The sequence below is a fragment of the Streptomyces sp. NPDC051219 genome, from assembly GCF_040682335.1.
Taxonomy (GTDB): Bacteria; Actinomycetota; Actinomycetes; order Streptomycetales; family Streptomycetaceae; genus Streptomyces.
The window spans coordinates 59,279-81,835 of sequence record NZ_JBFBAS010000017.1 but is presented as its reverse complement, the minus strand read 5'-3'; the positions used below and the strand labels follow the sequence as shown (position 1 = coordinate 81,835).

At 70.0% G+C, this 22,557-nt stretch carries 20 protein-coding genes and 1 pseudogene; 12 read left to right on the top strand and 9 right to left on the bottom strand.

All coding sequences use genetic code 11. The annotated features are described in order from the left end of the window. Positions 1-75: 75 nt before the first annotated feature. Positions 76-1,683, top strand: a complete 1,608-nt coding sequence (locus AB0M62_RS20500; protein ID WP_366075750.1) for an iron ABC transporter permease — start codon at positions 76-78, stop codon at positions 1,681-1,683. Beyond that, complete coding sequence (locus AB0M62_RS20495; RefSeq protein WP_366075678.1) at positions 1,683-2,780, top strand: ABC transporter ATP-binding protein; 1,098 nt, start codon at positions 1,683-1,685, stop codon at positions 2,778-2,780. Before AB0M62_RS20500 ends, AB0M62_RS20495 begins: the two co-directional genes overlap by 1 nt. 91 nt (positions 2,781-2,871) lie before the next feature. Here AB0M62_RS20495 and AB0M62_RS20490 read toward each other — a convergent pair whose 3' ends face one another. The 6 genes from AB0M62_RS20490 to AB0M62_RS20465 all read right to left on the bottom strand — a co-directional run bounded on the left by AB0M62_RS20490 (position 2,872) and on the right by AB0M62_RS20465 (position 9,027). Continuing rightward, on the bottom strand, positions 2,872-3,795 hold the full coding sequence (locus AB0M62_RS20490) for a hypothetical protein (protein ID WP_366075677.1): 924 nt from the start codon (positions 3,793-3,795) through the stop codon (positions 2,872-2,874). 22 nt (positions 3,796-3,817) lie between these two features. Beyond that, on the bottom strand, positions 3,818-4,981 hold the full coding sequence (locus tag AB0M62_RS20485) for a Rossmann fold nucleotide-binding protein (protein ID WP_366075675.1): 1,164 nt from the start codon (positions 4,979-4,981) through the stop codon (positions 3,818-3,820). Positions 4,982-5,043: 62 nt separating this feature from the next. Further along, complete coding sequence (locus tag AB0M62_RS20480) at positions 5,044-6,192, bottom strand: hypothetical protein (RefSeq protein WP_366075674.1); 1,149 nt, start codon at positions 6,190-6,192, stop codon at positions 5,044-5,046. Then, positions 6,174-6,905 carry an ATP-binding cassette domain-containing protein gene (locus AB0M62_RS20475; protein ID WP_366075673.1) on the bottom strand — a complete coding sequence of 244 codons (732 nt, stop codon included), beginning with the start codon at positions 6,903-6,905 and terminating at the stop codon, positions 6,174-6,176. Before AB0M62_RS20475 ends, AB0M62_RS20480 begins: the two co-directional genes overlap by 19 nt. Positions 6,906-7,159: 254 nt before the next feature. After that, positions 7,160-8,539 (bottom strand): aspartate aminotransferase family protein, encoded by a 1,380-nt coding sequence (locus AB0M62_RS20470; protein WP_366075672.1) that lies wholly within the window; start codon positions 8,537-8,539, stop codon positions 7,160-7,162. After that, on the bottom strand, positions 8,524-9,027 hold the full coding sequence (locus AB0M62_RS20465) for an Lrp/AsnC family transcriptional regulator (RefSeq protein WP_366075749.1): 504 nt from the start codon (positions 9,025-9,027) through the stop codon (positions 8,524-8,526). The genes AB0M62_RS20470 and AB0M62_RS20465 overlap by 16 nt, the downstream gene beginning before the upstream one ends. A 162-nt stretch (positions 9,028-9,189) precedes the next feature. Here AB0M62_RS20465 and AB0M62_RS20460 point away from each other — a divergent pair, with 162 nt between their 5' ends. Both AB0M62_RS20460 and AB0M62_RS20455 read left to right on the top strand, forming a co-directional pair. Beyond that, positions 9,190-10,629 carry a gamma-aminobutyraldehyde dehydrogenase gene (locus tag AB0M62_RS20460; RefSeq protein ID WP_366075671.1) on the top strand — a complete coding sequence of 480 codons (1,440 nt, stop codon included), beginning with the start codon at positions 9,190-9,192 and terminating at the stop codon, positions 10,627-10,629. Between the two features lie 90 nt (positions 10,630-10,719). Beyond that, a pseudogene (locus AB0M62_RS20455) lies at positions 10,720-11,268 on the top strand (spermidine/putrescine ABC transporter substrate-binding protein); the annotation flags it as partial. A gap of 62 nt (positions 11,269-11,330) precedes the next feature. Here the strand turns inward: AB0M62_RS20455 and AB0M62_RS20450 are convergent. Then, complete coding sequence (locus AB0M62_RS20450; RefSeq protein ID WP_366075670.1) at positions 11,331-12,014, bottom strand: glycerophosphodiester phosphodiesterase; 684 nt, start codon at positions 12,012-12,014, stop codon at positions 11,331-11,333. A gap of 10 nt (positions 12,015-12,024) precedes the next feature. Then, entirely contained in the window at positions 12,025-13,050 is a 1,026-nt protein-coding gene (locus AB0M62_RS20445) for an adenosine deaminase (protein WP_366075669.1), read from the bottom strand. A 109-nt stretch (positions 13,051-13,159) separates the two neighbouring features. Between AB0M62_RS20445 and AB0M62_RS20440 the strand changes: the two genes are divergently transcribed. Further along, positions 13,160-13,921, top strand: a complete 762-nt coding sequence (locus AB0M62_RS20440; RefSeq protein ID WP_366075668.1) for a DUF4190 domain-containing protein — start codon at positions 13,160-13,162, stop codon at positions 13,919-13,921. Here AB0M62_RS20440 and AB0M62_RS20435 read toward each other — a convergent pair. Further along, positions 13,858-14,463, bottom strand: coding sequence for an NADAR family protein (locus AB0M62_RS20435; protein ID WP_366075667.1), 606 nt, complete (start codon positions 14,461-14,463; stop codon positions 13,858-13,860). The two genes, AB0M62_RS20440 and AB0M62_RS20435, sit on opposite strands and share 64 nt — an antisense overlap. Before the next feature lie 174 nt (positions 14,464-14,637). On the opposite strand from AB0M62_RS20435, the gene AB0M62_RS20430 reads away from it, so the two are divergent. From AB0M62_RS20430 to AB0M62_RS20400, 7 genes are all read left to right on the top strand, one after another. Further along, positions 14,638-16,155 carry a gamma-aminobutyraldehyde dehydrogenase gene (locus AB0M62_RS20430; RefSeq protein WP_366075666.1) on the top strand — a complete coding sequence of 506 codons (1,518 nt, stop codon included), beginning with the start codon at positions 14,638-14,640 and terminating at the stop codon, positions 16,153-16,155. A gap of 74 nt (positions 16,156-16,229) precedes the next feature. Beyond that, on the top strand, positions 16,230-17,477 hold the full coding sequence (locus AB0M62_RS20425) for a spermidine/putrescine ABC transporter substrate-binding protein (protein ID WP_366075665.1): 1,248 nt from the start codon (positions 16,230-16,232) through the stop codon (positions 17,475-17,477). 40 nt (positions 17,478-17,517) lie between these two features. After that, positions 17,518-18,672: an ABC transporter ATP-binding protein gene (locus AB0M62_RS20420; protein WP_366075664.1), complete on the top strand. Its 1,155-nt coding sequence runs from the start codon at positions 17,518-17,520 to the stop codon at positions 18,670-18,672. Then, a complete protein-coding gene (locus AB0M62_RS20415) occupies positions 18,669-19,601 on the top strand; it encodes an ABC transporter permease (protein ID WP_366075663.1) in 933 nt (310 codons plus the stop codon). The genes AB0M62_RS20420 and AB0M62_RS20415 overlap by 4 nt, the downstream gene beginning before the upstream one ends. Then, positions 19,601-20,407 carry an ABC transporter permease gene (locus tag AB0M62_RS20410; protein ID WP_366075662.1) on the top strand — a complete coding sequence of 269 codons (807 nt, stop codon included), beginning with the start codon at positions 19,601-19,603 and terminating at the stop codon, positions 20,405-20,407. The genes AB0M62_RS20415 and AB0M62_RS20410 overlap by 1 nt, the downstream gene beginning before the upstream one ends. 40 nt (positions 20,408-20,447) lie before the next feature. Continuing rightward, a complete protein-coding gene (locus AB0M62_RS20405) occupies positions 20,448-21,860 on the top strand; it encodes an FAD-dependent oxidoreductase (RefSeq protein ID WP_366075661.1) in 1,413 nt (470 codons plus the stop codon). Positions 21,861-22,061: 201 nt separating this feature from the next. Beyond that, on the top strand, positions 22,062-22,520 hold the full coding sequence (locus AB0M62_RS20400; RefSeq protein ID WP_366075660.1) for a hypothetical protein: 459 nt from the start codon (positions 22,062-22,064) through the stop codon (positions 22,518-22,520). Positions 22,521-22,557 lie beyond the last annotated feature (37 nt).

Here is a 22,557-nt window from a genome sequence, read left to right as displayed (position 1 = left end):
GACAAGGCCGACGAGGCCGTCCGGCCCGCCGGCGCGGCGAGGGCCGGACGCGGGAGCGCGGCGCGGCTCGGCCTGATGGCCGTGCCCGTCGCGTTCTTCGCGGTCTTCTTCGCCTATCCCGTGACTGCGATCGTCGCCCGTGGACTGAAGGCCGACGGCGTCTGGCGGTTCGGGCGGATCGGCGAGGTGGTGAGCGAGCCGGGCATCGTCCAGGTGCTGTGGTTCACCACGTGGCAGGCGCTCGCGTCCACGGGGCTGACACTGCTCCTCGCGCTCCCCGGCGCCTATGTCTTCGCCCGCTTCGACTTCCCCGGCAAGCAGCTCCTGCGGGCGGTCGTGACCGTGCCCTTCGTGCTGCCGACGGTCGTGGCCGGCTCCGCGTTCCTCGCCCTGCTGGGGCGCGGCGGCCTGCTGGACGAGACCTGGGGCGTACGGCTCGACACCACGGTGTGGGCGATTCTGCTGGCGCACGTGTTCTTCAACTACGCCGTGGTCGTCCGGACCGTCGGAGGTCTCTGGTCCCAGCTCGACCCGCGCCAGGAGGAAGCCGCCCGGGTGCTCGGCGCCGGCCGCTTCGCGGCCTGGCGGCGAGTGACGCTGCCCGCGCTCGGCCCCGCCGTGGCCGCCGCCGCGCTCATGGTCTTCCTCTTCACCTTCACCTCTTTCGGAGTCGTCCAGATCCTGGGCGGCCCGGCGTTCTCGACGCTGGAGGTGGAGATCTACCGGCAGACCGCGCAGCTGCTCGACCTGCCCACCGCCGCCGTGCTGACGCTGGTGCAGTTCGCGGCGGTCGGCGCGGTCCTCGCGGTGCACGCCTGGACCGTACGCAGACGGGAGAGTGCGCTGCAGCTGGTGGATCCCGCGCGGACGGCCCACCGGCCGAGTGGCGCCGGCCAGCGGGCACTGCTCGGCGCGGTCCTCGCCACCGTACTGGTGCTGATCCTGCTGCCGCTCGGTGTGCTGGTCGAGCGCTCGCTCGACGGGCCGGGCGGGTACGGCTTCGCCTTCTACCGGGCACTGGACTCGGCGGACGGCGGAACGTTCCTGGTCCCCCCGCTGGCAGCCGTCGGGAACTCACTGCAGTACGCGCTGGTGGCCACGCTCATCGCCCTGGTCGTCGGGGGGCTCGCGGCCGCCGCGCTGACCCGGCGCGCGGGACGGTTCGTACGCGGCTTCGACGCGCTGCTGATGCTTCCGCTCGGCGTCTCGGCCGTGACCGTGGGCTTCGGCTTCCTGATCACCCTCGACGAGCCGCCACTGGATCTGCGGGCCTCCTGGATCCTGGTTCCGCTTGCGCAGGCGCTGGTGGGCGTCCCCTTCGTCGTACGGACGATGCTGCCCGTACTGCGCGCGGTCGACGGGCGGCTGCGTGAAGCGGCGGCGGTGCTCGGGGCGTCCCCGTTGCGGGTCTGGCGGGAGGTCGATCTGCCGATGGTGCGCCGGGCGGTGCTGATCGCCACCGGCTTCGCCTTCGCGGTCTCCCTGGGCGAGTTCGGGGCGACCGTCTTCATCGCCCGGCCCGACAACCCGACGCTTCCGGTTGCGGTGGCGCGGCTGCTGGGGCGGGCCGGGGAGCTCAACTACGGGCAGGCGATGGCCCTCAGCACGATTCTGATGCTGGTCTGCGCGGCGGCGCTGCTCGCGCTGGAACGCATCCGTACCCAAAGCTCCGGGGAGTTCTGATGGCTGATGCCGACGCGCTGCTGCGGCTGAATTCCGTGACCGTACGGTTCGGCGAGCGGGCGGTGCTCGACGCGGTGGACCTGGAGGTCGCCGAACACGAGATCGTGTGCGTGCTGGGGCCGAGCGGCAGCGGCAAGTCGACCCTGCTGCGCGTGGTCGCCGGGCTCCAGGAGGCGTCGGGACGGGTGCTGCTGGCGGGCGAGGACCAGACCTCGGTGCCCGTCCACCGCCGGGGCGTCGGGCTGATGTTCCAGGACCACCAGCTGTTCCCGCAACGGGACGTGGGCTCGAATGTAGCGTTCGGGCTGCGCATGCACGGCGAGGGCCGGGCCGGACAGGCACGCAAGGTGGAGGAGCTGCTCGACCTCGTCGGCCTGCCGGGTGCCCAGCGACGGGCCGTGGCCTCGTTGTCCGGCGGCGAGCAGCAGCGCGTCGCGCTGGCACGCGCGCTCGCGCCGCAGCCGAAGCTGCTGATGCTCGACGAACCGCTCGGACAGCTCGACCGTGGTCTGCGTGAACGGCTCGTCGTCGAACTGCGCGCTTTGTTCGGCCGGTTGGGCACGACCGTGCTCGCCGTCACCCACGACCAGGGCGAGGCCTTCGCGCTCGCCGACCGGGTCGTCGTCATGCAGGACGGCCGCATCGCCCAGGCCGGCTCCCCGCTGGAGGTCTGGCAGCGGCCCGCCTCGGAGTTCGTGGCCCGCTTCCTCGGCTTCGACAATGTTGTCGGTGCGACGGTGAGCGGCGCGGCCGCCGACACCCCCTGGGGCAAGGTCCCGGTGCCGGACGGCTCACCCGAGGGCGACTGCCGGCTCCTCGTGCGTCCTGCCGGCGTCCGGCTGGTACCGCCGTCGGACGGCCTGCGCTGCACGGTGGAGGCGCGTACCTTCCGGGGCACCCATGTCGCCGTGCTCCTGCGTCCCGACGACGCGCCCGTCCTCGAGGCGGAGTGCTCGCTGCGGGACGCCCCGGAGCAGGGGACCACGGTGGGGGTGACCTTCGAGGCCGGGGACGTGGTCGTTCTGCCGCCCGGCGGCCACCCGCCGCAGGGCGCCGGCAGTAGCGGCGGCCCGCGGAAGTCCGGCCGGCGCCTCTGACAGCCGCGCGGTTACCCGGGTCCGGGGGCGCGGTCCCGCTCAGTGGGTTGTCGAGGTCCCCGGCTTTCGGCGGTCGCCGTGGGTCCGTCGCTCAGCGGGTGAGCAACTCGTGCGGCTCCGGCCGGGGCGCCGCCTTGTCCGGTACGGTCTCGCCGCCCTCGGGTGCACCGAACCACGCCACCGCCACCGCCCCCGCGACGGCCAGGGCGAACCCGGCGACCGCCGGCCAGGCGAAGCCGGGTCGAGAGGCGTCGCCCAGCCACCAGACGCCGACCATGCCGGGCAGTACGGTCTCGCCGACCACCAGCGCCGCCGTGGCCCCGTTCACGGAGCCGATCTGCAGCGCGACCGTGTGCAGGTACATACCGCCGGTGCCGGCCACAAGGATCGCGTAGAGGGCGGGGTCCGAGAGGAGGGCGCCGAGGTCGTACGGATCGATGCCGTTCAGGATGCGGACGCCCACTCCGAGCGCGCCGAACCCGAGGCCGGAGAGGAGTCCGGCGAAGATCGCGGCGCGTCCGCCGAGGAGCCGTACGAGCACCGTGCCGCCGGCCATCAGCAGCACCGAGACCGCCAGCAGCCACCAGTGGGTGGAGAGGGGGGTGTGGCCACTGCCTTCCGGGCCGGCCGCCGTGGCCAGCAGCACCAGAGCCGAGCAGACGACGCCGATGGAGGTCCACTCCCTGCGGGTCAGAGTGATCCCGAGCAGCTTGACGCTCAGCACTGCCGTGATCACCAGATTGGCGCTGATGACCGTCTGGGAGAGGAACAGCGGCAGCATCCGGGCGGCCAGTGCGCCGAGGCCGAAGCCGACGAAGTCCAGAATGGTGCCGACGATGAACTCCCAGGTCATCACCGCCTTGGCGGTGGAGGACAGGTTGGGTCCGCCGTGCTGTGTCAGCCCGTCGGCCGCCGCCTCCCGCCGGGCGGACTTGCGGGAGCCCACGGCTTGCAGCACGGAGCCCGTGCCGTAACAGATCGAGGCCGCGACAGCGGTCAGAAGGCCGATGAGCACCGAAAGCTCCGTTCACGTGCGGTCAGGCGGGGCGGGTGGGGCCCGCTCCGACTGCCAGACGTGCGTTTCGGTGCGGAAGTTGCTTCTGCCGCTGAGCGGACAGCTCCGCGAGGGCGTCCGGTACTTCCGCGACGCTGTCGACCAGGGCGATCCGCGACGCCATCGGGCGTTCCTTCGCCAGAGACTGCAGCAGCGGCCAGGCGGGCAGCCGCTCCGTCCAGTGGGCGCGATTGACCAGCACCATCGGGGTCGGTTCGCCGCGCGACTCGTAGTAGTTCGGCGTGGCGTTGTCGAATATCTCCTGCACCGTGCCGGCCGCACCCGGCAGGAAGATCACGCCGGCGGTGCAGCGGGCCAGCAGGCCGTCCTCGCGGGTGGCGTTCGCGAAGTATTTGGCGATGTGGCCGGCGAAGGCGTTCGGCGGCTCGTGCCCGTAGAACCAGGTGGGGATTCCAATGGAATCGCCGCCGCGCGGCCAGCGCGTGCGTACCTCGAAGGCGGCCTGCGCCCAGTCGGTGACGGACGGGACGAAGGACGGCGCCTTGGCGAGCAGCTCCAGCGCCTCGGCCAGCACCTCGTCCTCGAACGGCGCGGTGTACGCGCCGAGGTTCGCCGCCTCCATCGCGCCCGGGCCTCCGCCGGTGGCTATCGTCAGGCCGCGGCGGCCCAGCTCGCGGGCGAGACGGGCGGCCCCGGCGTACTCGTCGGTTCCGCGTGCCATGGCGTGCCCGCCCATCACGCCCACCACGCGGGCGTCGAGGAGGCGCTCGTCGAGGGCGTCGGAGATCGCGTCGTCGTGGATGGTCCGCAGCATCGAGGAGAAGATGTCGCCGTCCGCCTTGGCCTGCTGGAACCAGGCGTAGGCGTGGGCGTCGGGGGTGTTCTCGTAGCCGGTTCCGAGACCGGCGAACAGCTCGTCCGCGGTGTAGAGCAGCCCGCGGTAGGGATTGAACGGCAGATCCGGGAGAGGCGGGAAGACCAGCGCGCCGTCCGCGCGCACCTTGGCGAGGGCGTCGGGCTCCATGGGGCAGCCGAGAAAGACGGCGTTCATGGTGTCCGCGGACAGGAGGGGCAACGTGCGCCCGCTCAGGTCGACGGACTGGATGCGGTATCCGCTGAGCGAGCCGCGGGCGACTACCCGGTCGAACTCGGCCAGGGTCTCGATTTCGAAGTCTTCGGAAGCCACGCCGCCACGATAACCGTGCGGCGATCCGCCCCCACCGCCCGGCCCGGGCCCGGGGGAGGGCCTCAAGTGGTCAGCGGAAGGGCTGCCAGGTGGGCGATCGACCAGGTCACCGGGGCGAAGACAGCCAGCAGGGCTGCCGCTCGGAGCACGGCCGCTCCGCGGAGGAGTTTCACTGGGGTGCCCAGCCGCAGCAGCGTTTCCGTAGTCTCGGTACGGGCATGCCTCGCCTCCACGGTCGCCGTCAGCAGTGTCGCCGTGGCGCAGCCCATGACCAGGGCCACGCCGAGGCCGGTGAGCGGCCCGAGGACGTCGGCGCCCGAGCCGGCGTCGTACAGGGTGGCCAGGGCGAGCGCGCCGGACAGGGCCGTGCACAGCACCCCGAGGGGGCGGCCGATGCGGCCGGCCTCCTGCTGGAGCGCGCGTCCCGCGAGCAGGCGCATCGCGCCCGGCCGGGCGGACTGCAGCAGACGGCCGCAGAAGTAGGTCAGGCCGGGGCCGGCCAGGGCCAGCCCGAGCGCCGTGAGCGCCCAGCCCGCCAGGACCCCCGTCGGGCCGGCGTCCGGCCGGCCCGGCAGGGCGACCGCCGCGCCGGTCCCGCCCCGGCTCGCGTACGCCTCCACCGCCAGGCCCGCCGCGACCAGCGCCATGCCCCAGGGCAGCCCGTCCGGTTGCCGTGTGACGGTCTCGGCCTCCGACTCGGCCGGGGGGACGCGGCGCGGGCGCAGCGCGAGGGCGCTGGCCGTCGCCGCGCACAGTGGAACCAGGCTCAGCAGCGTCAGCGCTCCGGCGAGCGGCAGCGGGCGGTCCGCCGCCAGCAGTTCGGCGGCCGCGCCGTCGAAGGGCAGTCCGGTGAGGTCGCCGCGCAGGTGAAGGAAGAGGAGCAGGGCCACCATGCTGCCGAGCGTGCAGGACACGGCGGTCGAGGCGGCGGCGACCGCGCTGAGCCTGGCCGGGCCGAGACCGATGGCGGAGAGACCGGGCCGGGGGCGCGTACTGGGATCCGTACGGGCGACGGCCACGGCGAGGTGCACGGTCGCGGCCAGCGGGACAATGCACCAGAGCAGGCGCACCAGAGAGCCCTCGGGCTGGGCCATCGCGTTCCCCAGAGTGCACAGGAGCAGGAAGCCGACCCCCGCCGAGGCGGCGGCCACCATCAGCCGGCGCAGCTGGGCCAGGGGGTGTGAGCCACGCGCTAGGCGGAGAGCGAGCACGCGGTACGGCCTTCCGGCTCGGTGGACAGGCCGGTGCCGACGCGGCGCCCGTCGAGCAGCGACACCGCCCGGTCGGCGAGCCCCGCCACCTCCGCGTCATGCGTGGCGAGGAGCACGGTGAGGCCGTGGGAGCGTGCGGCGGTGGTCAGGGTCCGCAGCACGTGCGCGCTGTCGGTGCGGTGCAGCGGCGCGGTGGGCTCGTCGGCGAAGAGCACTGCCGGCATGGTGACCAGGGCGCGGGCGAGGGACACGCGCTGGCGCTGCGCCTGCGGGACCTCGTGCGGGCGTTTGCGGGCGGACTCCCCCCCGATGTCGAGGCGTTCCAGCCATTCCGTCGCCGAGGTCCTGGCGGCCCGTCGTGAAGCACCGCGCAGGAGCAGCGGGAGGGCCGCGTTCTCCCAGAGGGCGAGCTCCGGAACGAGCTGGGGCTCCGGACCGATCCAGCCGAAGCGCTCCCTGCGCAGCCGCTCCCGGAGCAGCGGACCCATGGTGTGGACGGGCGCGCTGTTGAACCACACCTCGCCCTCGTGGGGCACGAGCTGCCCGGAGAGGCACCGCAGAAGGGTGGTCTTGCCGCAGCCGCGTGGTCCGTTCACGGCGAGGATCTCGCCCTCGCGGACACCGAGCGATACGCCGGTGAGCGCGGGCGAGCCGCTGTAGGAGTAGTGCAGGGAGCGTGCCCAGAGCACATCGTTGTCAGGCGGGGCCACCATGGCGTACACCTCGGTTCGGATGAGACTTCGCATGCGGGCTGTCTGCCCGGTTCCCCCGTACGAGGGAACGATGCCGAAGCCGGTCGGTCACTGGGCCGTGAAGGCACCGTAAGGATCCGAACCTGCGGAGTGCGGACAGCACACGGCCCGGACGCGCTCGTTCTCACTCGAACGGGCGCATCCGGGCCGTGTGGTCCGGCGGCGGTGAGGGTTGCCGCCGGGGTCTCTGCCGGGTGCCGCTTGGCGTCTGGCTGCTAGAGCTTCGTCCAGGCCTCCGTGAGGACGCCGCGCAGGATGCCCTCGATCTCGTCGAAGGTGTCCTGGTTGGAGATCAGCGGCGGGGCCAGCTGGACGACCGGGTCGCCGCGGTCGTCGGCCCGGCAGTACAGACCGGCGTCGTACAGCGCCTTCGAGAGGAAGCCGTAGAGGACGCGCTCGGTCTCCTCGTCGGTGAAGGTCTCCTTGGTGGCCTTGTCCTTCACCAGCTCGATGCCGTAGAAGAAGCCGTTTCCGCGGACGTCGCCGACGATCGGCAGGTCGTGCAGTTTCTGCAGCGTGGAGAGGAAGGCACCCTCGTTGTCCAGCACGTGCTGGTTGAGGCCTTCCTTCTCGAAGATGTCGAGGTTGGCCAGGCCGACCGCCGCGGAGACCGGGTGGCCGCCGAAGGTGTAGCCGTGCAGGAAGGTGTTCTCGCCCTGGTAGAACGGCTCGGCGAGACGGTCCGAGATGATGCAGGCACCGATCGGGGAGTAGCCCGACGTCATGCCCTTGGCGCAGGTGATCATGTCCGGTACGTAGCCGAACTTGTCGCACGCGAACATCGTGCCGAGACGGCCGAAGGCGCAGATGACCTCGTCCGAGACGAGCAGCACGTCGTACTGGTCGCAGATCTCACGGACCCGCTGGAAGTACCCGGGCGGCGGCGGGAAGCAGCCGCCGGCGTTCTGCACCGGCTCGAGGAAGACGGCCGCGACCGTGTCCGGGCCTTCGAAGAGGATCTGCTGCTCGATCTGGTCGGCGGCCCAACGGCCGAAGGCCTCGGGGTCGTCGCCGTGGATCGGCGCCCGGTAGATGTTGGTGTTCGGGACCTTGTGCGCGCCGGGGACCAGCGGCTCGAAGGGGGCCTTGAGGGCCGGCAGACCGGTGATGGACAGGGCGCCCTGCGGGGTGCCGTGGTAGGCGACCGCGCGTGAGATGACCTTGTACTTGGTGTGCTTGCCCTGGAGCTTGAAGTACTGCTTGGCAAGCTTCCAGGCGGTCTCGACGGCTTCGCCGCCACCCGTGGTGAAGAAGACCTTGTTCAGGTCGCCCGGGGCGTGCTGCGCGAGACGCTCGGCCAGCTCGACCGCCTTGGGGTGGGCGTAGGACCACACCGGGAAGAAGGCGAGTTCCTGGGCCTGCTTGTAGGCGGCCTCGGCGAGCTCGTGGCGGCCGTGGCCGGCGTTGACCACGAACAGGCCGGAGAGACCGTCGAGGTAGCGCTTGCCCTTGTCGTCGTAGATGTAGGTGCCCTCGCCACGCACGATGGTGGGCACGGGTGCGTTCTCGTACGACGACATGCGGGTGAAGTGCATCCACAGGTGGTCGTACGCGGTCTTGGAGAGGTCCTTGCTCACGGCTATCGGGTTCCCCACATATAGGTCTGCTTCTTCAGCTTCAGGTAGACGAAGCTCTCGGTGGAACGCACGCCGGGGAGCGAGCGGATCCTTTTGTTGATCACTTCGAGCAGGTGGTCGTCGTCCTCGCAGACGATCTCCACCATGAGGTCGAACGAGCCCGCGGTCATCACCACGTACTCGCACTCGGCCATGGCCGTCAGCGCGTCCGCCACGGAGTCCAGATCGCCCTCGACGTTGATGCCGACCATCGCCTGCCGCCGGAAACCAACGGTGAGCGGGTCGGTGACGGCGACGATCTGCATGACGCCCTGGTCGAGCAGCTTCTGTACGCGCTGGCGTACCGCCGCCTCGGAGAGGCCGACGGCCTTGCCGATGGCGGCGTAGGGACGGCGTCCGTCCTCCTGCAGTTGCTCGATGATCGCCAGGGAGACAGCATCGATCGACGGGGAGCCGGACCTGTTCCTGGAATCTGCGCTTCGACTGACCACGACCTCACTGTGCACGAGGACTCGTCGGTTCCGCAAGCCATAACCATTGAAATTCGTTGTTCGCGGCTTCGAATATCACCGAATCCGTAGTTCGTTGCTGCTGGGTATGTCGAAAGCGTCACCGAAGCGACTAGGGTGGATGTCTCACCCATCGGACATCTGACAGGAGGGGTGGCAGTGACCACCGAGCTGCGCCGTCTGCGCAACTACATCAACGGGGAGTTCCGGGACGCCGCCGACGGCCGGACCATCGACGTGGTCAACCCGGCCACCGGCGAGGTGTACGCCACGTCGCCGCTCTCCGGACAGGCTGACGTCGACGCCGCCATGGACGCGGCCGCGGCCGCGTTCCCGGCCTGGCGCGACACGACGCCCGCCGAACGGCAGAAAGCACTGCTGAAGATCGCCGACGCCTTCGAGGCACGCGCGGACGAGCTGATCGCCGCCGAGTCGGAGAACACCGGCAAGCCGCTCGCCCTCACCGCGAGCGAAGAGATCCCGCCCATGGTCGACCAGATCCGCTTCTTCGCGGGCGCGGCCCGGATGCTCGAGGGCCGCTCGGCCGGCGAGTACATGGAGGGCATGACCTCGATCGTCCGGCGCGAGCCGGTCGGTGTCTGCGCGCAGGTCGCGCCGTGGAACTACCCGATGATGATGGCCGTGTGGAAGTTCGCCCCGGCGCTCGCCGCGGGCAACACGGTGGTGATCAAGCCGTCCGACACCACCCCCGCGTCGACCGTCCTGATCGCCGAGATCATGGACTCGATCCTGCCGAAGGGCGTCTTCAACGTCCTGTGCGGCGACCGCGACACGGGCAGGGCGATGGTCGAGCACCCGGTACCGGCGATGGCCTCCATCACCGGTTCCGTGCGGGCCGGCATGCAGGTCGCCGAGAGCGCGGCCAAGGACGTCAAGCGGGTCCACCTGGAGCTGGGCGGCAAGGCGCCGGTCGTCGTCTTCGAGGACACCGACATCGCCAAGGCCGTCGAGGACATCACGGTGGCGGGCTTCTTCAACGCCGGCCAGGACTGTACGGCCGCGACGCGAGTTCTCGTCCAGGCCTCGATCCACGACGAGTTCGTGTCGGCGCTGGCGAAGGCCGCCGCCGACACCAAGACGGGTCAGCCGGACGATGAGGACGTGCTGTACGGCCCGCTCAACAACGCCAACCAGCTGAAGCAGGTCAGCGGCTTCATCGAGCGGCTGCCGGCTCATGCCAAGGTCGAGGCGGGCGGCCACCAGGTCGGCGACAAGGGCTACTTCTACGCCCCGACCGTCGTCTCCGGCCTCAAGCAGGACGACGAGATCATCCAGAACGAGGTCTTCGGCCCGGTCATCACCGTCCAGTCCTTCTCGGACGAGGCGCAGGCCCTGGAGTGGGCGAACGGCGTCGAGTACGCCCTCGCCTCCTCGGTGTGGACCAAGGACCACGGGCGCGCGATGCGCATGTCCAAGAACCTCGACTTCGGCTGTGTGTGGATCAACACCCACATCCCGCTCGTCGCGGAGATGCCGCACGGCGGCTACAAGAAGTCCGGCTACGGCAAGGACCTCTCGGCGTACGGCTTCGAGGACTACACGCGCATCAAGCACGTGATGACCTCGCTCAACAGCTGACACCGCTCGGCGCACTGATCCCTTCTGCGGGGCGGGCAGTAGACACTGTGTCTATTGCCCGCCCCGTTGGCGTGGACCGAGGGTGGGAGCATGGCTGAACTCGGTTTCTCCCGACGTGCGTTGCTCCGCGGATTCGGCGGAGGCGCGGTGGTGGCGGCGCTGACAGGCTGCGGTGTCCCGGCGGCGTACGTCGAACACGGCGACCGCGGGGCGGTGGACCGTTCGGGCCGGGACAAGAGCCTGGACTTCGCCAACTGGCCGCTGTACATCGACACCGGTGACGATGACGCCACCCGGCGGCCGACGCTCGACGCCTTCAGTGAGCGCACCGGGATCTCCGTCCGCTACACCGAGGAGATCAACGACAACGACGAGTTCTTCGGGAAGATCAGTCCCGCGCTGATGAACCACCAGGAGACCGGCCGGGACGTGATCGTCGTCAGCGACTGGATGGCCGCCCGCTTCGTACGGCTGGACTGGGTGCAGGAGATGGCCTCGCGATCGCGCGGGACATCACGTCGCAGGAGAGGCAGACGTTTGCCAAGGAGTGGAACGCGATCGTGGGACTCTGAGGAGCCGCGCCGCCCGGCGGCTTTGCGCTTCGCGGTTCCTGGTGTTCCTGGGGTTCCCGGTCTCGCTTCCGTACCAACTCAGGCAGAGGAGTACGGCGATGCGGTACGCCATTCGGAGAGCGGCCCCCGTCAGCCGCCCCTGAGGACGGCGCGCAGCGCGTCGATACGGTTGGTGGTGATCGAGTCGACGCCCAGGTCCACCAGCCGGCGCATGGTGTGCTTGGTGTCGGCGGTCCAGGCGGAGACCAGCATGCCGTCCGCGTGGACGCGGTCGGTCAGCTCCCGGCTCACCAGGCCGAAGCGGTAGTTGAGCCAGCGCGGAGCCACCGCGTCGACCAGGACGGGGCGGGGCGGGCACAGCGATGTCCAGGTCATGGCGATCTGGGCGCCCGGATCGGCGGCGCGGACCCTCAGCATGGTGGCCGGGCCCGCGCAGTAGTACGCGCGGTCCCGCGCCCCGCACTCGCGCACCACCCCGACCACAGTCCGCACCGCGGCCTCGGAGGCGCCCGGAAGGTCGATCATGACGCGGGCCGTCCCGGTCGCGGCCAGCGCATCGCTCAGGGTCGGCATTTCGCCGGCCGAGAGCGTGTGCACCTCGTGGGCGTGCAGTTGCGTCAGCAGCCGGTCATGGCCCCACAGGCGTTTGAGCGACTCGTCGTGCACCAGTACGGGAATGCCGTCCCACGTCACCCGCACGTCGATCTCGACCGCGTCGGCGCCCCGCGCCAGCGCGGAGCGGAGCGACGGCAGGGTGTTCTCCCTGACGCGGTACGGGTCGCCGCGGTGGGCCACGGCGGTGACGGTGCGCATGAGGCGCCCCCTACCCAGCGAGCCAGGTGGTCGTGTACGTGTCGATCTCCTCGGACAGCTTCGCCTTGCCCGCCGGGTCCATGAAGGAGGCCTCGACGGCGTTCTTCGCGAGCTGCGCCAGACCCCGCTCGTCCAGGCCGAGCAGCCGGGCCGCGACCGCGTACTCGTTGTTCAGGTCGGTGCCGAACATCGGCGGGTCGTCACTGTTGATGGTGACCAGCACGCCTGCCTCGACCATCTCCTTGACCGGGTGCGCGTTGAGGTCGGTGACCGCGCGGGTCGCGAGGTTCGAGGTGGGACAGACCTCCAGAGCGATGCGCTGCTCGGCAAGGTGGGCGAGCAGCTTGGGGTCCTGCGTCGCGCTGGTTCCGTGGCCGATGCGCTCGGCGCGCAGGTCGACGAGCGCGTCCCAGATGGTCTGCGGCCCCGTTGTCTCGCCCGCGTGCGGGACGCTGTGCAGCCCGGCGGCGATCGCACGGTCGAAGTACGGCTTGAACTGCGGGCGTGGCACACCGATTTCGGGCCCGCCGAGCCCGAAGGAGACCAGCCCGTCCGGTCGCAGGTCCACCGCGAGCCGGGCCGTCTCCTCGGCCGCTTCCAGACCGGCCTCGCCCGGGATGTCGAAGCACCAGCGCAGGACGACGCCGAGCTCGGCCTCGGCAGCCTTGCGCGCGTCCTCGATGGCGTCCATGAAGGTCTGCTCGTCGATGCCGCGGCGGGTCGAGCTGTACGGGGTGATGGTCAGCTCGGCATAGCGGATGTTCTGCCGGGCCATGTCCCGGCCGACCTCGAAGGTCAGCAGCCGGACGTCCTCGGGATCGCGGATGAGGTCCACCACGGAGAGGTAGACCTCGATGAAGTGAGCGAAGTCGGTGAAGGTGAAGTAGTCGGCCAGCGCCTCCGGGTCGGTGGGGACCTTGGAGTCGGGGTGCCGGGCGGACAGTTCGGAGACGATGCGCGGGGACGCGGACCCGACGTGGTGCACGTGCAGCTCCGCCTTGGGCAGTCCCGCGATGAAGGGGTGCAGGTCGGGCATGGGGTCCTCCGGAGCTACCAGCGAAGCGGTCGTCGGGGATCATCGTAGGCAGGCCGGTGCCGGTACGGCGCCAGGCCTTAGCATGACGGAACGTAGATGGGGGAGGCACATGTCAGACAACACCCGGCCGCCGTCGGGCGAACCCGAGCCGCTGGATCCCTGGGCGCCCCCCGAGCGGAAGGTGCCGCTCGACAAGCCGTTGCTCGACAAGCCCCCGGCGGCCGCGCCGCCGCCGATACCCCCGGTGTACGACCAGCCCACGGTCACCGCGATGTCCGCCGCCGGCCCGGACAGCGGCACGGGAGCCGGCCAGGGCGCCGTACCCCCGCCGCCGATCGGGCCCAACGGACCGGGGCAGCCCGCACCGGGACCTTACGGCTATCCGGCCTACCCGGATGCCGGCGGGCCGGGTGCTCCGTACGGCGCTCCCTACGGCACACCCCAGGGCTACCCGGGCTACCAGGGGTATCCGGACTACCCGGGAACGGGGTACCAGGGCTACCCCGGATACGCCCACGGGGGGTGGGGCGTGATGCCGCAGCCGCAGAACGGCATGGGGGTCACCGCGCTGGTGCTCGGGATCATCTCGGTGTGCATCTTCTGCAGCTCGATCATCGCTGTCGTGTTCGGTGTGGTCGCGATCATCTTCGGCATGGTCGGGCGGGGCCGGGTCAGCCGCGGTGAGGCGACCAATGGCGGCCAGGCGCTCGCCGGGATCATTCTCGGTATCGTCGGCATCGTCCTGGGGGCGGGTATGTTCGCCCTGGTCATCGCGGGTGGCTCCTTCACCGACGAGGACTCCGACAGCTACGAGGAGGACCCCTTCTCCACCTCGCTGGTCGTCGACGACGCCGCGAGCCGCCGCTCCTGAACCCGCAGCTGCTCGCGCGCTTCCATCAGCGCGAAGCCGAGCAGGTTGAGTCCGCGCCAGCTCGCGGGATCCTGCGACCGCTCGTCGTCCGTGGCCAGCCCGATGCCCCAGACCCGGTCCCGCGGACTGGCCTCGACGAGCACCCGGTCACCGGTGCCCAGCAGGAATTCCCGCAGGTCCGCGTGCTGACCGAACTTGTGCAGACTGCCGGCGACCACGATCGCGAACCGCTCGCGCTGCCATATCTCCTCGTCGAAACCGCGGACCAGCCGCCCGGCCTTCTTCGCCAGGGCGGGATTTCCCGCCGCCACCGCCTTGCGCTCCGCCTCGGCGTCCCCGAAAAGCCGGGCCTTGGCCGCCATCATCCAGTGCTCGGCCGTCGCGTACTCGACGCGGTCGACGGTGAACGGCGACTGCCACCACTGGCTCAGGCAGCTCGCGCCGATCACTCCGTCGCGCCTCGGCGCGTGCCCCCAGAAGTGCAGATACTTGATCCGCGAACCCCTGCTGACCTGCTCGATCAGTTCATCGATCTTCCCCATGCACGCGAGCATGGCAGCCGCCACTGACACTTCGTACGGGATTCGCGGGTCCGGTCGACACATGGTCGACCGAATCCGTCGCGTAACCAAAAGGCAACAACGGAATCCCTTGTTGCGTAGGAGCCGCTCTGCCAGGATCGGCACTCAATTCGAGCTGAAGCTACGGAGAGCGTGATGGGCAACCGCTTCCAGGTGCAAGACCGCTTCGCGGCCGGCGCGCAGTACATCGGCGGGCAGCTCAGGCCCGGCACTTCGGGACATGAGTACACAGTCGTGAACCCGGCCACCGGCGAGAACGTCCTGACGTACGAGCTGGCCGGCACCGCCGAGGTCGACGCGGCCGTGGCCGCCGCCCGCGAGGCCTTCCCGGGCTGGGCGGGCAGCACCCCCGGTGAGCGCTCGGACGCCATGCACCGCTTCGCCGGCGTCCTGGCCGAGCAGGCCGAGGACTTTGCCTACGCCGAGTCGCTCCAGTGCGGCAAGCCGATCAAGCTGACGACGGAGTTCGACGTGCCCGGCACGGTTGACAACACCGCCTTCTTCGCGGGCGCCGCACGCCACCTCCAGGGCCAGTCGGCAGGCGAGTACAGCGGGGACCACACCTCGTACGTCCGCCGTGAGCCCATTGGAGTCGTCGGTTCCATCGCCCCCTGGAACTACCCCCTGCAGATGGCCGCGTGGAAGGTCCTGCCGGCCGTCGCCGCGGGAAACACCGTCGTCCTCAAGCCCGCCGAGCTGACGCCCGTCACCTCGCTGATGTTCGCGCAGGCCGCCCAGCGCGCGGGCATCCCCGACGGCGTCGTCAACATCGTCACCGGAGCGGGTCGCGACGCGGGCGAGCACCTCGTCGGCCACCCGGACGTGGCCATGACGTCCTTCACCGGCTCCACGCCGGTCGGCAAGCGGGTCGCGGAGATCGCCACCTCCACCGTGAAGCGGCTCCACCTCGAACTCGGCGGCAAGGCCCCCTTCGTGGTGTTCGACGACGCCGACCTGGACGCCGCCGTGCACGGGGCGGTCGCGGGCTCGCTGATCAACAGCGGCCAGGACTGTACCGCCGCTACCCGCGCGTACGTTCAGCGCCCGCTGTACGACGCCTTCGTGAGCGGGGTGGCCGACCTCATGGCGACGGTCCGCCTCGGCGACCCGTTCGACCCCGCCACCGACCTCGGCCCGCTCGTGTCGCACGCGCAGCGTGACCGGGTCACCGGATTCGTCGACCGGGCCCGTGCCTACGCCACCGTCGTCACCGGTGGCGAAGCCCCGGGCGGGGATCTCAAGGACGGCGCCTACTACCGCCCCACCCTCATCACGGGGGCGGCCCAGCACAGTGAGGTCGTACAGTCCGAGATCTTCGGGCCGGTCCTGGTGGTCCTGCCCTTCGACTCCGACGACGAGGGCATCCGCCTCGCCAACGACACCCCGTACGGCCTCGCCGCCTCCGCCTGGAGCCGCGACGTCTACCGCGCCAACCGCGCAACCCGCGAGATCAAGGCGGGCTGCGTCTGGGTCAACGACCACATCCCGATCATCAGCGAGATGCCGCACGGCGGCTACAAGGCCAGTGGGTTCGGAAAGGACATGTCGGTGTATTCCTTCGAGGAGTACACGCAGGTCAAGCATGTGATGTACGACAACACCGCGGTGGTCAGGAAGGACTGGCACCGCACGATCTTCGGGGACCGACCGTAGCGAAGTGCGGCTACCGCCGCGTGGCACCCAGCCGCCCGACCAGCAGCCACATCCCACCCGAGAGGGAACAGCGCATGGAGCAGTACGAGCCCGACAGCCTCTCCGCGGCCCAACTGGCCGCAGCGCGGCGCAGCCTGACGAGCGGGCGAGGAGCCCTCTCCCGCCGTTCGCTGCTGCGCGCTTCGGGCGTCGGCGCGCTCGCGGTCGGCGGCGCCGGCCTGCTGAGCGGCTGCGGTATCCCGCCCGCCAAGCGGGAGGGCGAATCAGCGGCCTCCGACGACCACTCGGACAAGGAGAAGCAGATCAGCTTCTCCAACTGGACCGAGTACATGGACGTCAGTGAGGACGAGAAGAGCCGTCCCACCCTGGAGGCGTTCGCCAAACGCACCGGGATCAAGGTCAAGTACACCGAGGACATCAACGACAACGTCGAGTTCTTCGGCAAGATCCAGCCGCAGCTCGCCGCAGGCCAGGACACCGGTCGCGACCTGATCTGCGTCACCGACTGGCTGGCCGCCCGGATGATCAGGCTGGGCTGGGTGCAGAAGCTCGACGCGTCGCTGCTGCCGCACGCGTACGCCAGTCTGTCCGCCCAGTTCCGCAGTCCCGACTGGGATCCCGGGCGCGCCTATTCCTACCCCTGGACCGGTATATCGACGGTCATCGCCTACAACTCCAAGGCGACCGGCGGCCGCAGGGTCGACTCCGTCACGCAGCTGCTGGACGACCCCGCCCTCAAGGGCCGCGTCGGGTTCCTCACCGAGATGCGTGACTCGGTCGGCATGACCCTCCTCGACATGGGCAAGGACCCGGGGAAGTTCACCGACGCCGACTACGACGCCGCCATCGGCCGGCTGCAGAAGGGCGTCGACAAGAAGCAGATCCGGCGCTTCACCGGCAACGACTACACGTCCGACCTCGACAAGGGCGACCTCGCCGCCTGTCTCGCCTGGGCCGGTGACATCATCCAGCTCCAGGCCGACAACCCGGACATCAAGTACACGATCCCGGCGGCCGGTTACATCACCTCCAGCGACAACCTGCTGGTCCCGGCCAACGCCCGGCACAAGCAGAACGCCACGCGGCTCATCGACTACTACTACGAGCTGCCGGTCGCCGCGCAGTTGGCCGCGTACATCAACTACGTCTGCCCGGTCGAGGGCGTCGCCACCGAACTCGCGAAGATCGATCCGGATCTCGCCTCGAACACGCTGATCCTCCCGGACAAGGCCATGGCAGCCAAGTCACGCGCCTTCCGCTCCCTCACCAGCAAGGAAGAGACGGCGTACGAAGAGAAGTTCGCCAAGCTCATCGGCGCCTGACCTCCCCCTTCTCCCCCCGACACCACTGGGACAGCGACCCATGACTGCTTCGAAGACCGAGGGCGGCGACGTCCGCCTCTCCGGGATCAGCAAGACCTACGGCTCCTTCACCGCCGTACAGCCGCTCGATCTGACCGTCCCGCAGGGCTCCTTCTTCGCCCTGCTCGGGGCCTCCGGCTGCGGGAAAACCACCACCCTGCGGATGATCGCCGGACTGGAGGACCCCACATCCGGCTCCGTCTTCCTCGGCGACAGGGATGTCACCGGGCTCCCGCCGTACAAGCGTCCGGTCAACACCGTCTTCCAGAGCTATGCGCTCTTCCCGCACCTGGACATCTACGAGAACATCGCGTTCGGCCTCCTCCGCCGCCGGGTCAAGTCGGTGAAGAAGCAGGTCGGCGACATGCTGGACCTCGTCCAGCTCGGCGACTTCGCGCAGCGCAAGCCGCACCAGCTCTCCGGCGGCCAGCAGCAGCGCGTCGCCGTCGCCCGCGCGCTGATCAACCACCCGCAGGTGCTCCTGCTCGACGAGCCGCTCGGCGCTCTCGACCTCAAGCTGCGCCGCCAGATGCAGCTCGAGCTGAAGCGAATACAGACCGAGGTCGGCATCACCTTCGTCCATGTCACCCACGACCAGGAGGAGGCCATGACCATGGCCGACACGGTCGCGGTGATGAACGGCGGCCGGGTGGAGCAGCTGGGCGCGCCCGCGGAGCTGTACGAGAACCCGCAGACCACCTTTGTCGCCAACTTCCTCGGCACCTCCAACCTCATCGAGGCCGAAGTGGCCGAGACGAGCGGAGGCGACATCGTGGTCACGGCTGCCGACTCCAAGCTGCGGCTGCCGGCCGGCCGGTGTTCCACCCAGCCCCGCACCGGCGGGAAACTGCTGGTCGGGGTGCGCCCGGAGAAGATCTCGCTGGCGCACGCTGACGACGCCGACTCCCTCGCCGACGGCCGCAACCGCATCACCGGCAGGATCGCCGACTCCAGCTTCATCGGCGTCTCGACGCAGTACGTCATCGACAGTCCGGTCTGCCCGGAGCTGGAGGTGTACGTACAGAACATCGAGCGGGACGCGCGCTTCGCCCCGGGCGCCGAGGTCGTCCTGCACTGGAACCCGGCGCACACCTTCGGCCTCGACGCGGCTCAGGCCATCGACGCGGGCGTGGAGACGGTCGGGGAGAGCGCATGACCGTCACCGAAGCACCACCGGCGGCCCGGCCACCCGCCGCCGAGCCGGTCGTCCACAAGCCCTCCGTCCGCCGCAAGTTCGTGCCTTACTGGCTGCTGCTGCCCGGCATGCTGTGGCTGGTCGTCTTCTTCGCGCTGCCGATGGTCTACCAGGCCTCCACCTCCGTACAGACGGGGTCCCTGGAGGAGGGTTTCAAGGTCACCTGGCACTTCCAGACCTACTGGGACGCGCTGGCCGAGTACTACCCGCAGTTCCTGCGCTCGGTGCTGTACGCCGGCACGGCGACGGTCCTGTGTCTGCTGCTCGGCTATCCGCTGGCGTACCTGATCGCCTTCAAGGCGGGCCGGTGGCGCAATCTGCTGCTGGTCCTGGTCATCGCGCCCTTCTTCACCAGCTTCCTGATCCGCACCCTCGCCTGGAAGACGATCCTCGCGGACGGCGGACCGGTGGTCGACGTGCTGGGCAGCGTCGGCTTCCTGGACGTCACCAGCTGGCTGGGCATGACCGAGGGCAACCGGCTGCTGGCCACGCCGTTCGCGGTGGTCTGCGGCCTCACCTACAACTTCCTGCCGTTCATGATCCTGCCGCTCTACACATCACTGGAGCGGATCGATCCGCGGCTGCACGAAGCGGCGGGCGACCTGTACGCGAAGCCCGCCACCACCTTCCGCAAGGTGACCCTCCCGCTGTCGATGCCGGGCGTCGTCTCCGGAACGCTGCTGACCTTCATCCCGGCCAGTGGCGACTACGTCAACGCCGAGCTCCTCGGCTCCACCGACACCAAGATGGTCGGCAACGTCATCCAGTCGCAGTTCCTCCGGGTGCTCGACTACCCGACCGCGGCCGCGCTGTCCTTCATTCTCATGGCGGTCGTGCTGATCATGGTCACCTTCTACATCCGCCGGGCCGGGACGGAGGACCTCGTCTGATGCGACAGTCGACGCAATGGATACGGCGCAACCTCGTCGTCATCGCGGGCGTGTTCACGCTGGCGTACCTCATCCTGCCGAACATCGTCGTGATGGTGTTCTCGTTCAACAAGCCGGCCGGGCGCTTCAACTACTCCTGGCAGGAGTTCTCCACCGACGCCTGGAAGGACCCATGCGGTGTCGCCGACCTGTGCGGCTCGCTGTCCCTGTCCCTCCAGATCGCCTTCTGGGCGACGGTCGGAGCGACCGTTCTCGGCTCGATGATCGCCTTCGCGCTCGTCCGCTACCGCTTCCGGGCGCGCGGCGCGATCAACTCACTGATCTTCCTGCCCATGGCGATGCCGGAAGTGGTCATGGCCGCCTCGCTCCTCACCCTCTTCCTCAACCTGGGCGCCGAGCTGGGGTTCTGGACCATCCTCATCGCGCACACCATGTTCTGCCTGAGCTTCGTCGTGGTGGCGGTCAAGGCACGGGTGATGTCGATGGACCCCCGCCTCGAAGAGGCCGCGCGCGATCTCTACGCCGGTCCGGTGCAGACGTTCGTACGCGTCACGCTGCCGATCGCCGCACCCGGTATCGCCGCCGGTGCGCTGCTCGCGTTCGCGCTCTCGTTCGACGACTTCATCATCACCAACTTCAACTCGGGCAACACCGTCACCTTCCCCATGTTCGTGTGGGGCTCGGCCCAGCGCGGGACGCCCGTCCAGATCAACGTCATCGGCACGGCCATGTTCGCCATAGCCGTACTGATCGTGGTCGCCGGCCAGCTCATCAGCAACCGGCGGAAGAAGAGCGCACAACCCTAGGGACAACCTGTCCCCGGCAACCGCTGAAGGAGTGGAAACCATGGCCCCAGCCGCCATGACCCCCGCCTCATCCCTTTCCGAAGCCCGGCCCGTCTCCTTCTGGCTGGACGACCCGGGCAGGCCGGCACCACAGCCCGCCCTCACCGGTGACGAGCACTGCGACCTGCTCGTCGTCGGCGCCGGCTACAGCGGACTGTGGACCGCACTCCTCGCCAAGGAGCGAGACCCACGGCGCGACGTCGTACTGATCGAGGGCCACGAGGCGGGCTGGGCCGCCTCGGGCCGCAACGGCGGCTTCTGCGCCGCGTCCCTCACCCACGGCTTCGCCAACGGACTGGCCCGCTGGCCCGGCGAGCTGGCGAAGCTGGAGGAACTCGGCGCACGCAATCTCGACGCCATCGAGGCGGCGGTCGCCCGCTACGGCATGGACTGCGACTTCGAACGCACCGGCGAGATCGACGTCGCCACCGAACCCCACCAGGTCGAAGAGCTGCGGGAGATGCAGCGAGAGGCCGAGGAACTCGGCTTCGGCGGATCCGAGTTCCTCGACCGGGACGCGGTGCGCGCCCAGGTCGACTCGCCCACGTTCCTCGGCGGGGTCTGGGACCGGCACGGCGTCGCCATGCTGAACCCGGCGAAGCTCGCCTGGGGCCTGAAGGAGGCCTGCCTCGGCCTCGGGGTACGGATCTACGAGCACACCCCGGGCCTGGACCTGGCTGCCTCCGGAGCCGGGATGGCGGTACGCACTCCTTACGGCAGGGTTTTCGCGCGCGGTGTCGCGCTCGGCACCAACATCTTTCCGTCGCTGGTCAAGCGGGTTCGCCCGTACATCGTCCCCGTCTACGACTACGCGCTGACGACCGAACCCCTCAGCGACGAGCAGCTCGCCTCCGTCGGATGGAAGAACCGGCAGGGGCTCGGTGACAGCGCCAACCAGTTCCACTACTTCAGGATCACCCCCGACCACCGGATCCTGTGGGGCGGCTACGACGCGGTCTACCCCTACGGCGGCCGGCTCAGCGCCGACCTCGACCACCGCCCGGAGACCTACCTCAAACTCGCCGGCCACTTCTTCCGCTGCTTCCCCCAGTTGGAGGGCCTGCGGTTCAGCCACGCCTGGGGTGGCGCGATCGACACCTGTTCGCGTTTCTCGGCCTTCTTCGGCACGGCCCACAAGGGCAAGGTCGCGTACGCGGCGGGTTTCACCGGACTCGGAGTCGGGGCGACCCGCTTCGGCGCGGATGTGATGCTGGACCTGCTCGCGGGCGAGCACACCGAGCGCACCGAGCTGGAGATGGTCCGCAGCAAGCCGATGCCGTTCCCGCCCGAGCCGTTGGCCTGGACCGGCATCAGCATGACCAAGTGGTCCCTGGCCCGCGCCGACGAGAACGGCGGGCGGCGGAATCTGTGGCTGAAGGCCATGGACCGCCTCGGCCTGGGCTTCGACAGCTGAGCCTGTGAGCCCGCGGAGCGGTTGAGCGCTGAGCCTCCGGTGCGCCCCTGTGCGCGGGGGGCGCACTACTGCGATCAAGGTATGCCCCGGCTCACTACCAGCAGGTGGTGAAACCCGCGTCATAGCCGCCGACGTGCCCACTCCCACCGTGTGAAGCGTTCTGCCGATTCCGGCAGTGCACACGGAAACGGAGACTCGGTGATGACTGACTCGGGGGCGGAGACAGCGGTCGAATGGCTGGCATCGGTGGCGCCGGATCCCGACGCGTGCCGGTGGGAGTGGGAGCACAACCCCCTCGGGGTGGCGCTCCTGCCCGCCGGCCGGCGCTGGGACGTCCTCATCATGCCCGGCGAGCTGGGCTATCCCACGCTCGACGTGCTGACTCGCATCCTCGCCCGGCCGGGGCCGGTCCTCGCCGGCTTCGGGGATGCCCGGATGGGCTTCTTCGTGCCCCCGGGGACGGCGGCACGCTGGATCGGCACGGGCGTACGGGGCGCCGGCCGTGGCACCTGGATAGTCGTCCCGTACCCGGGCCGGACCTCCGGCGGCGTCCGCTGGCTGATCCTGCCGGACGGCACGGGCACGCTCACGGACCCGGCAGTACTGGAACTCGCGATGCACGAAGCGGCGGCCTGTCTGGCGGGGGAGGACACCTCCTGAGCCAGGGACGACACCCTCCGACCCGGGGACCGAGGCC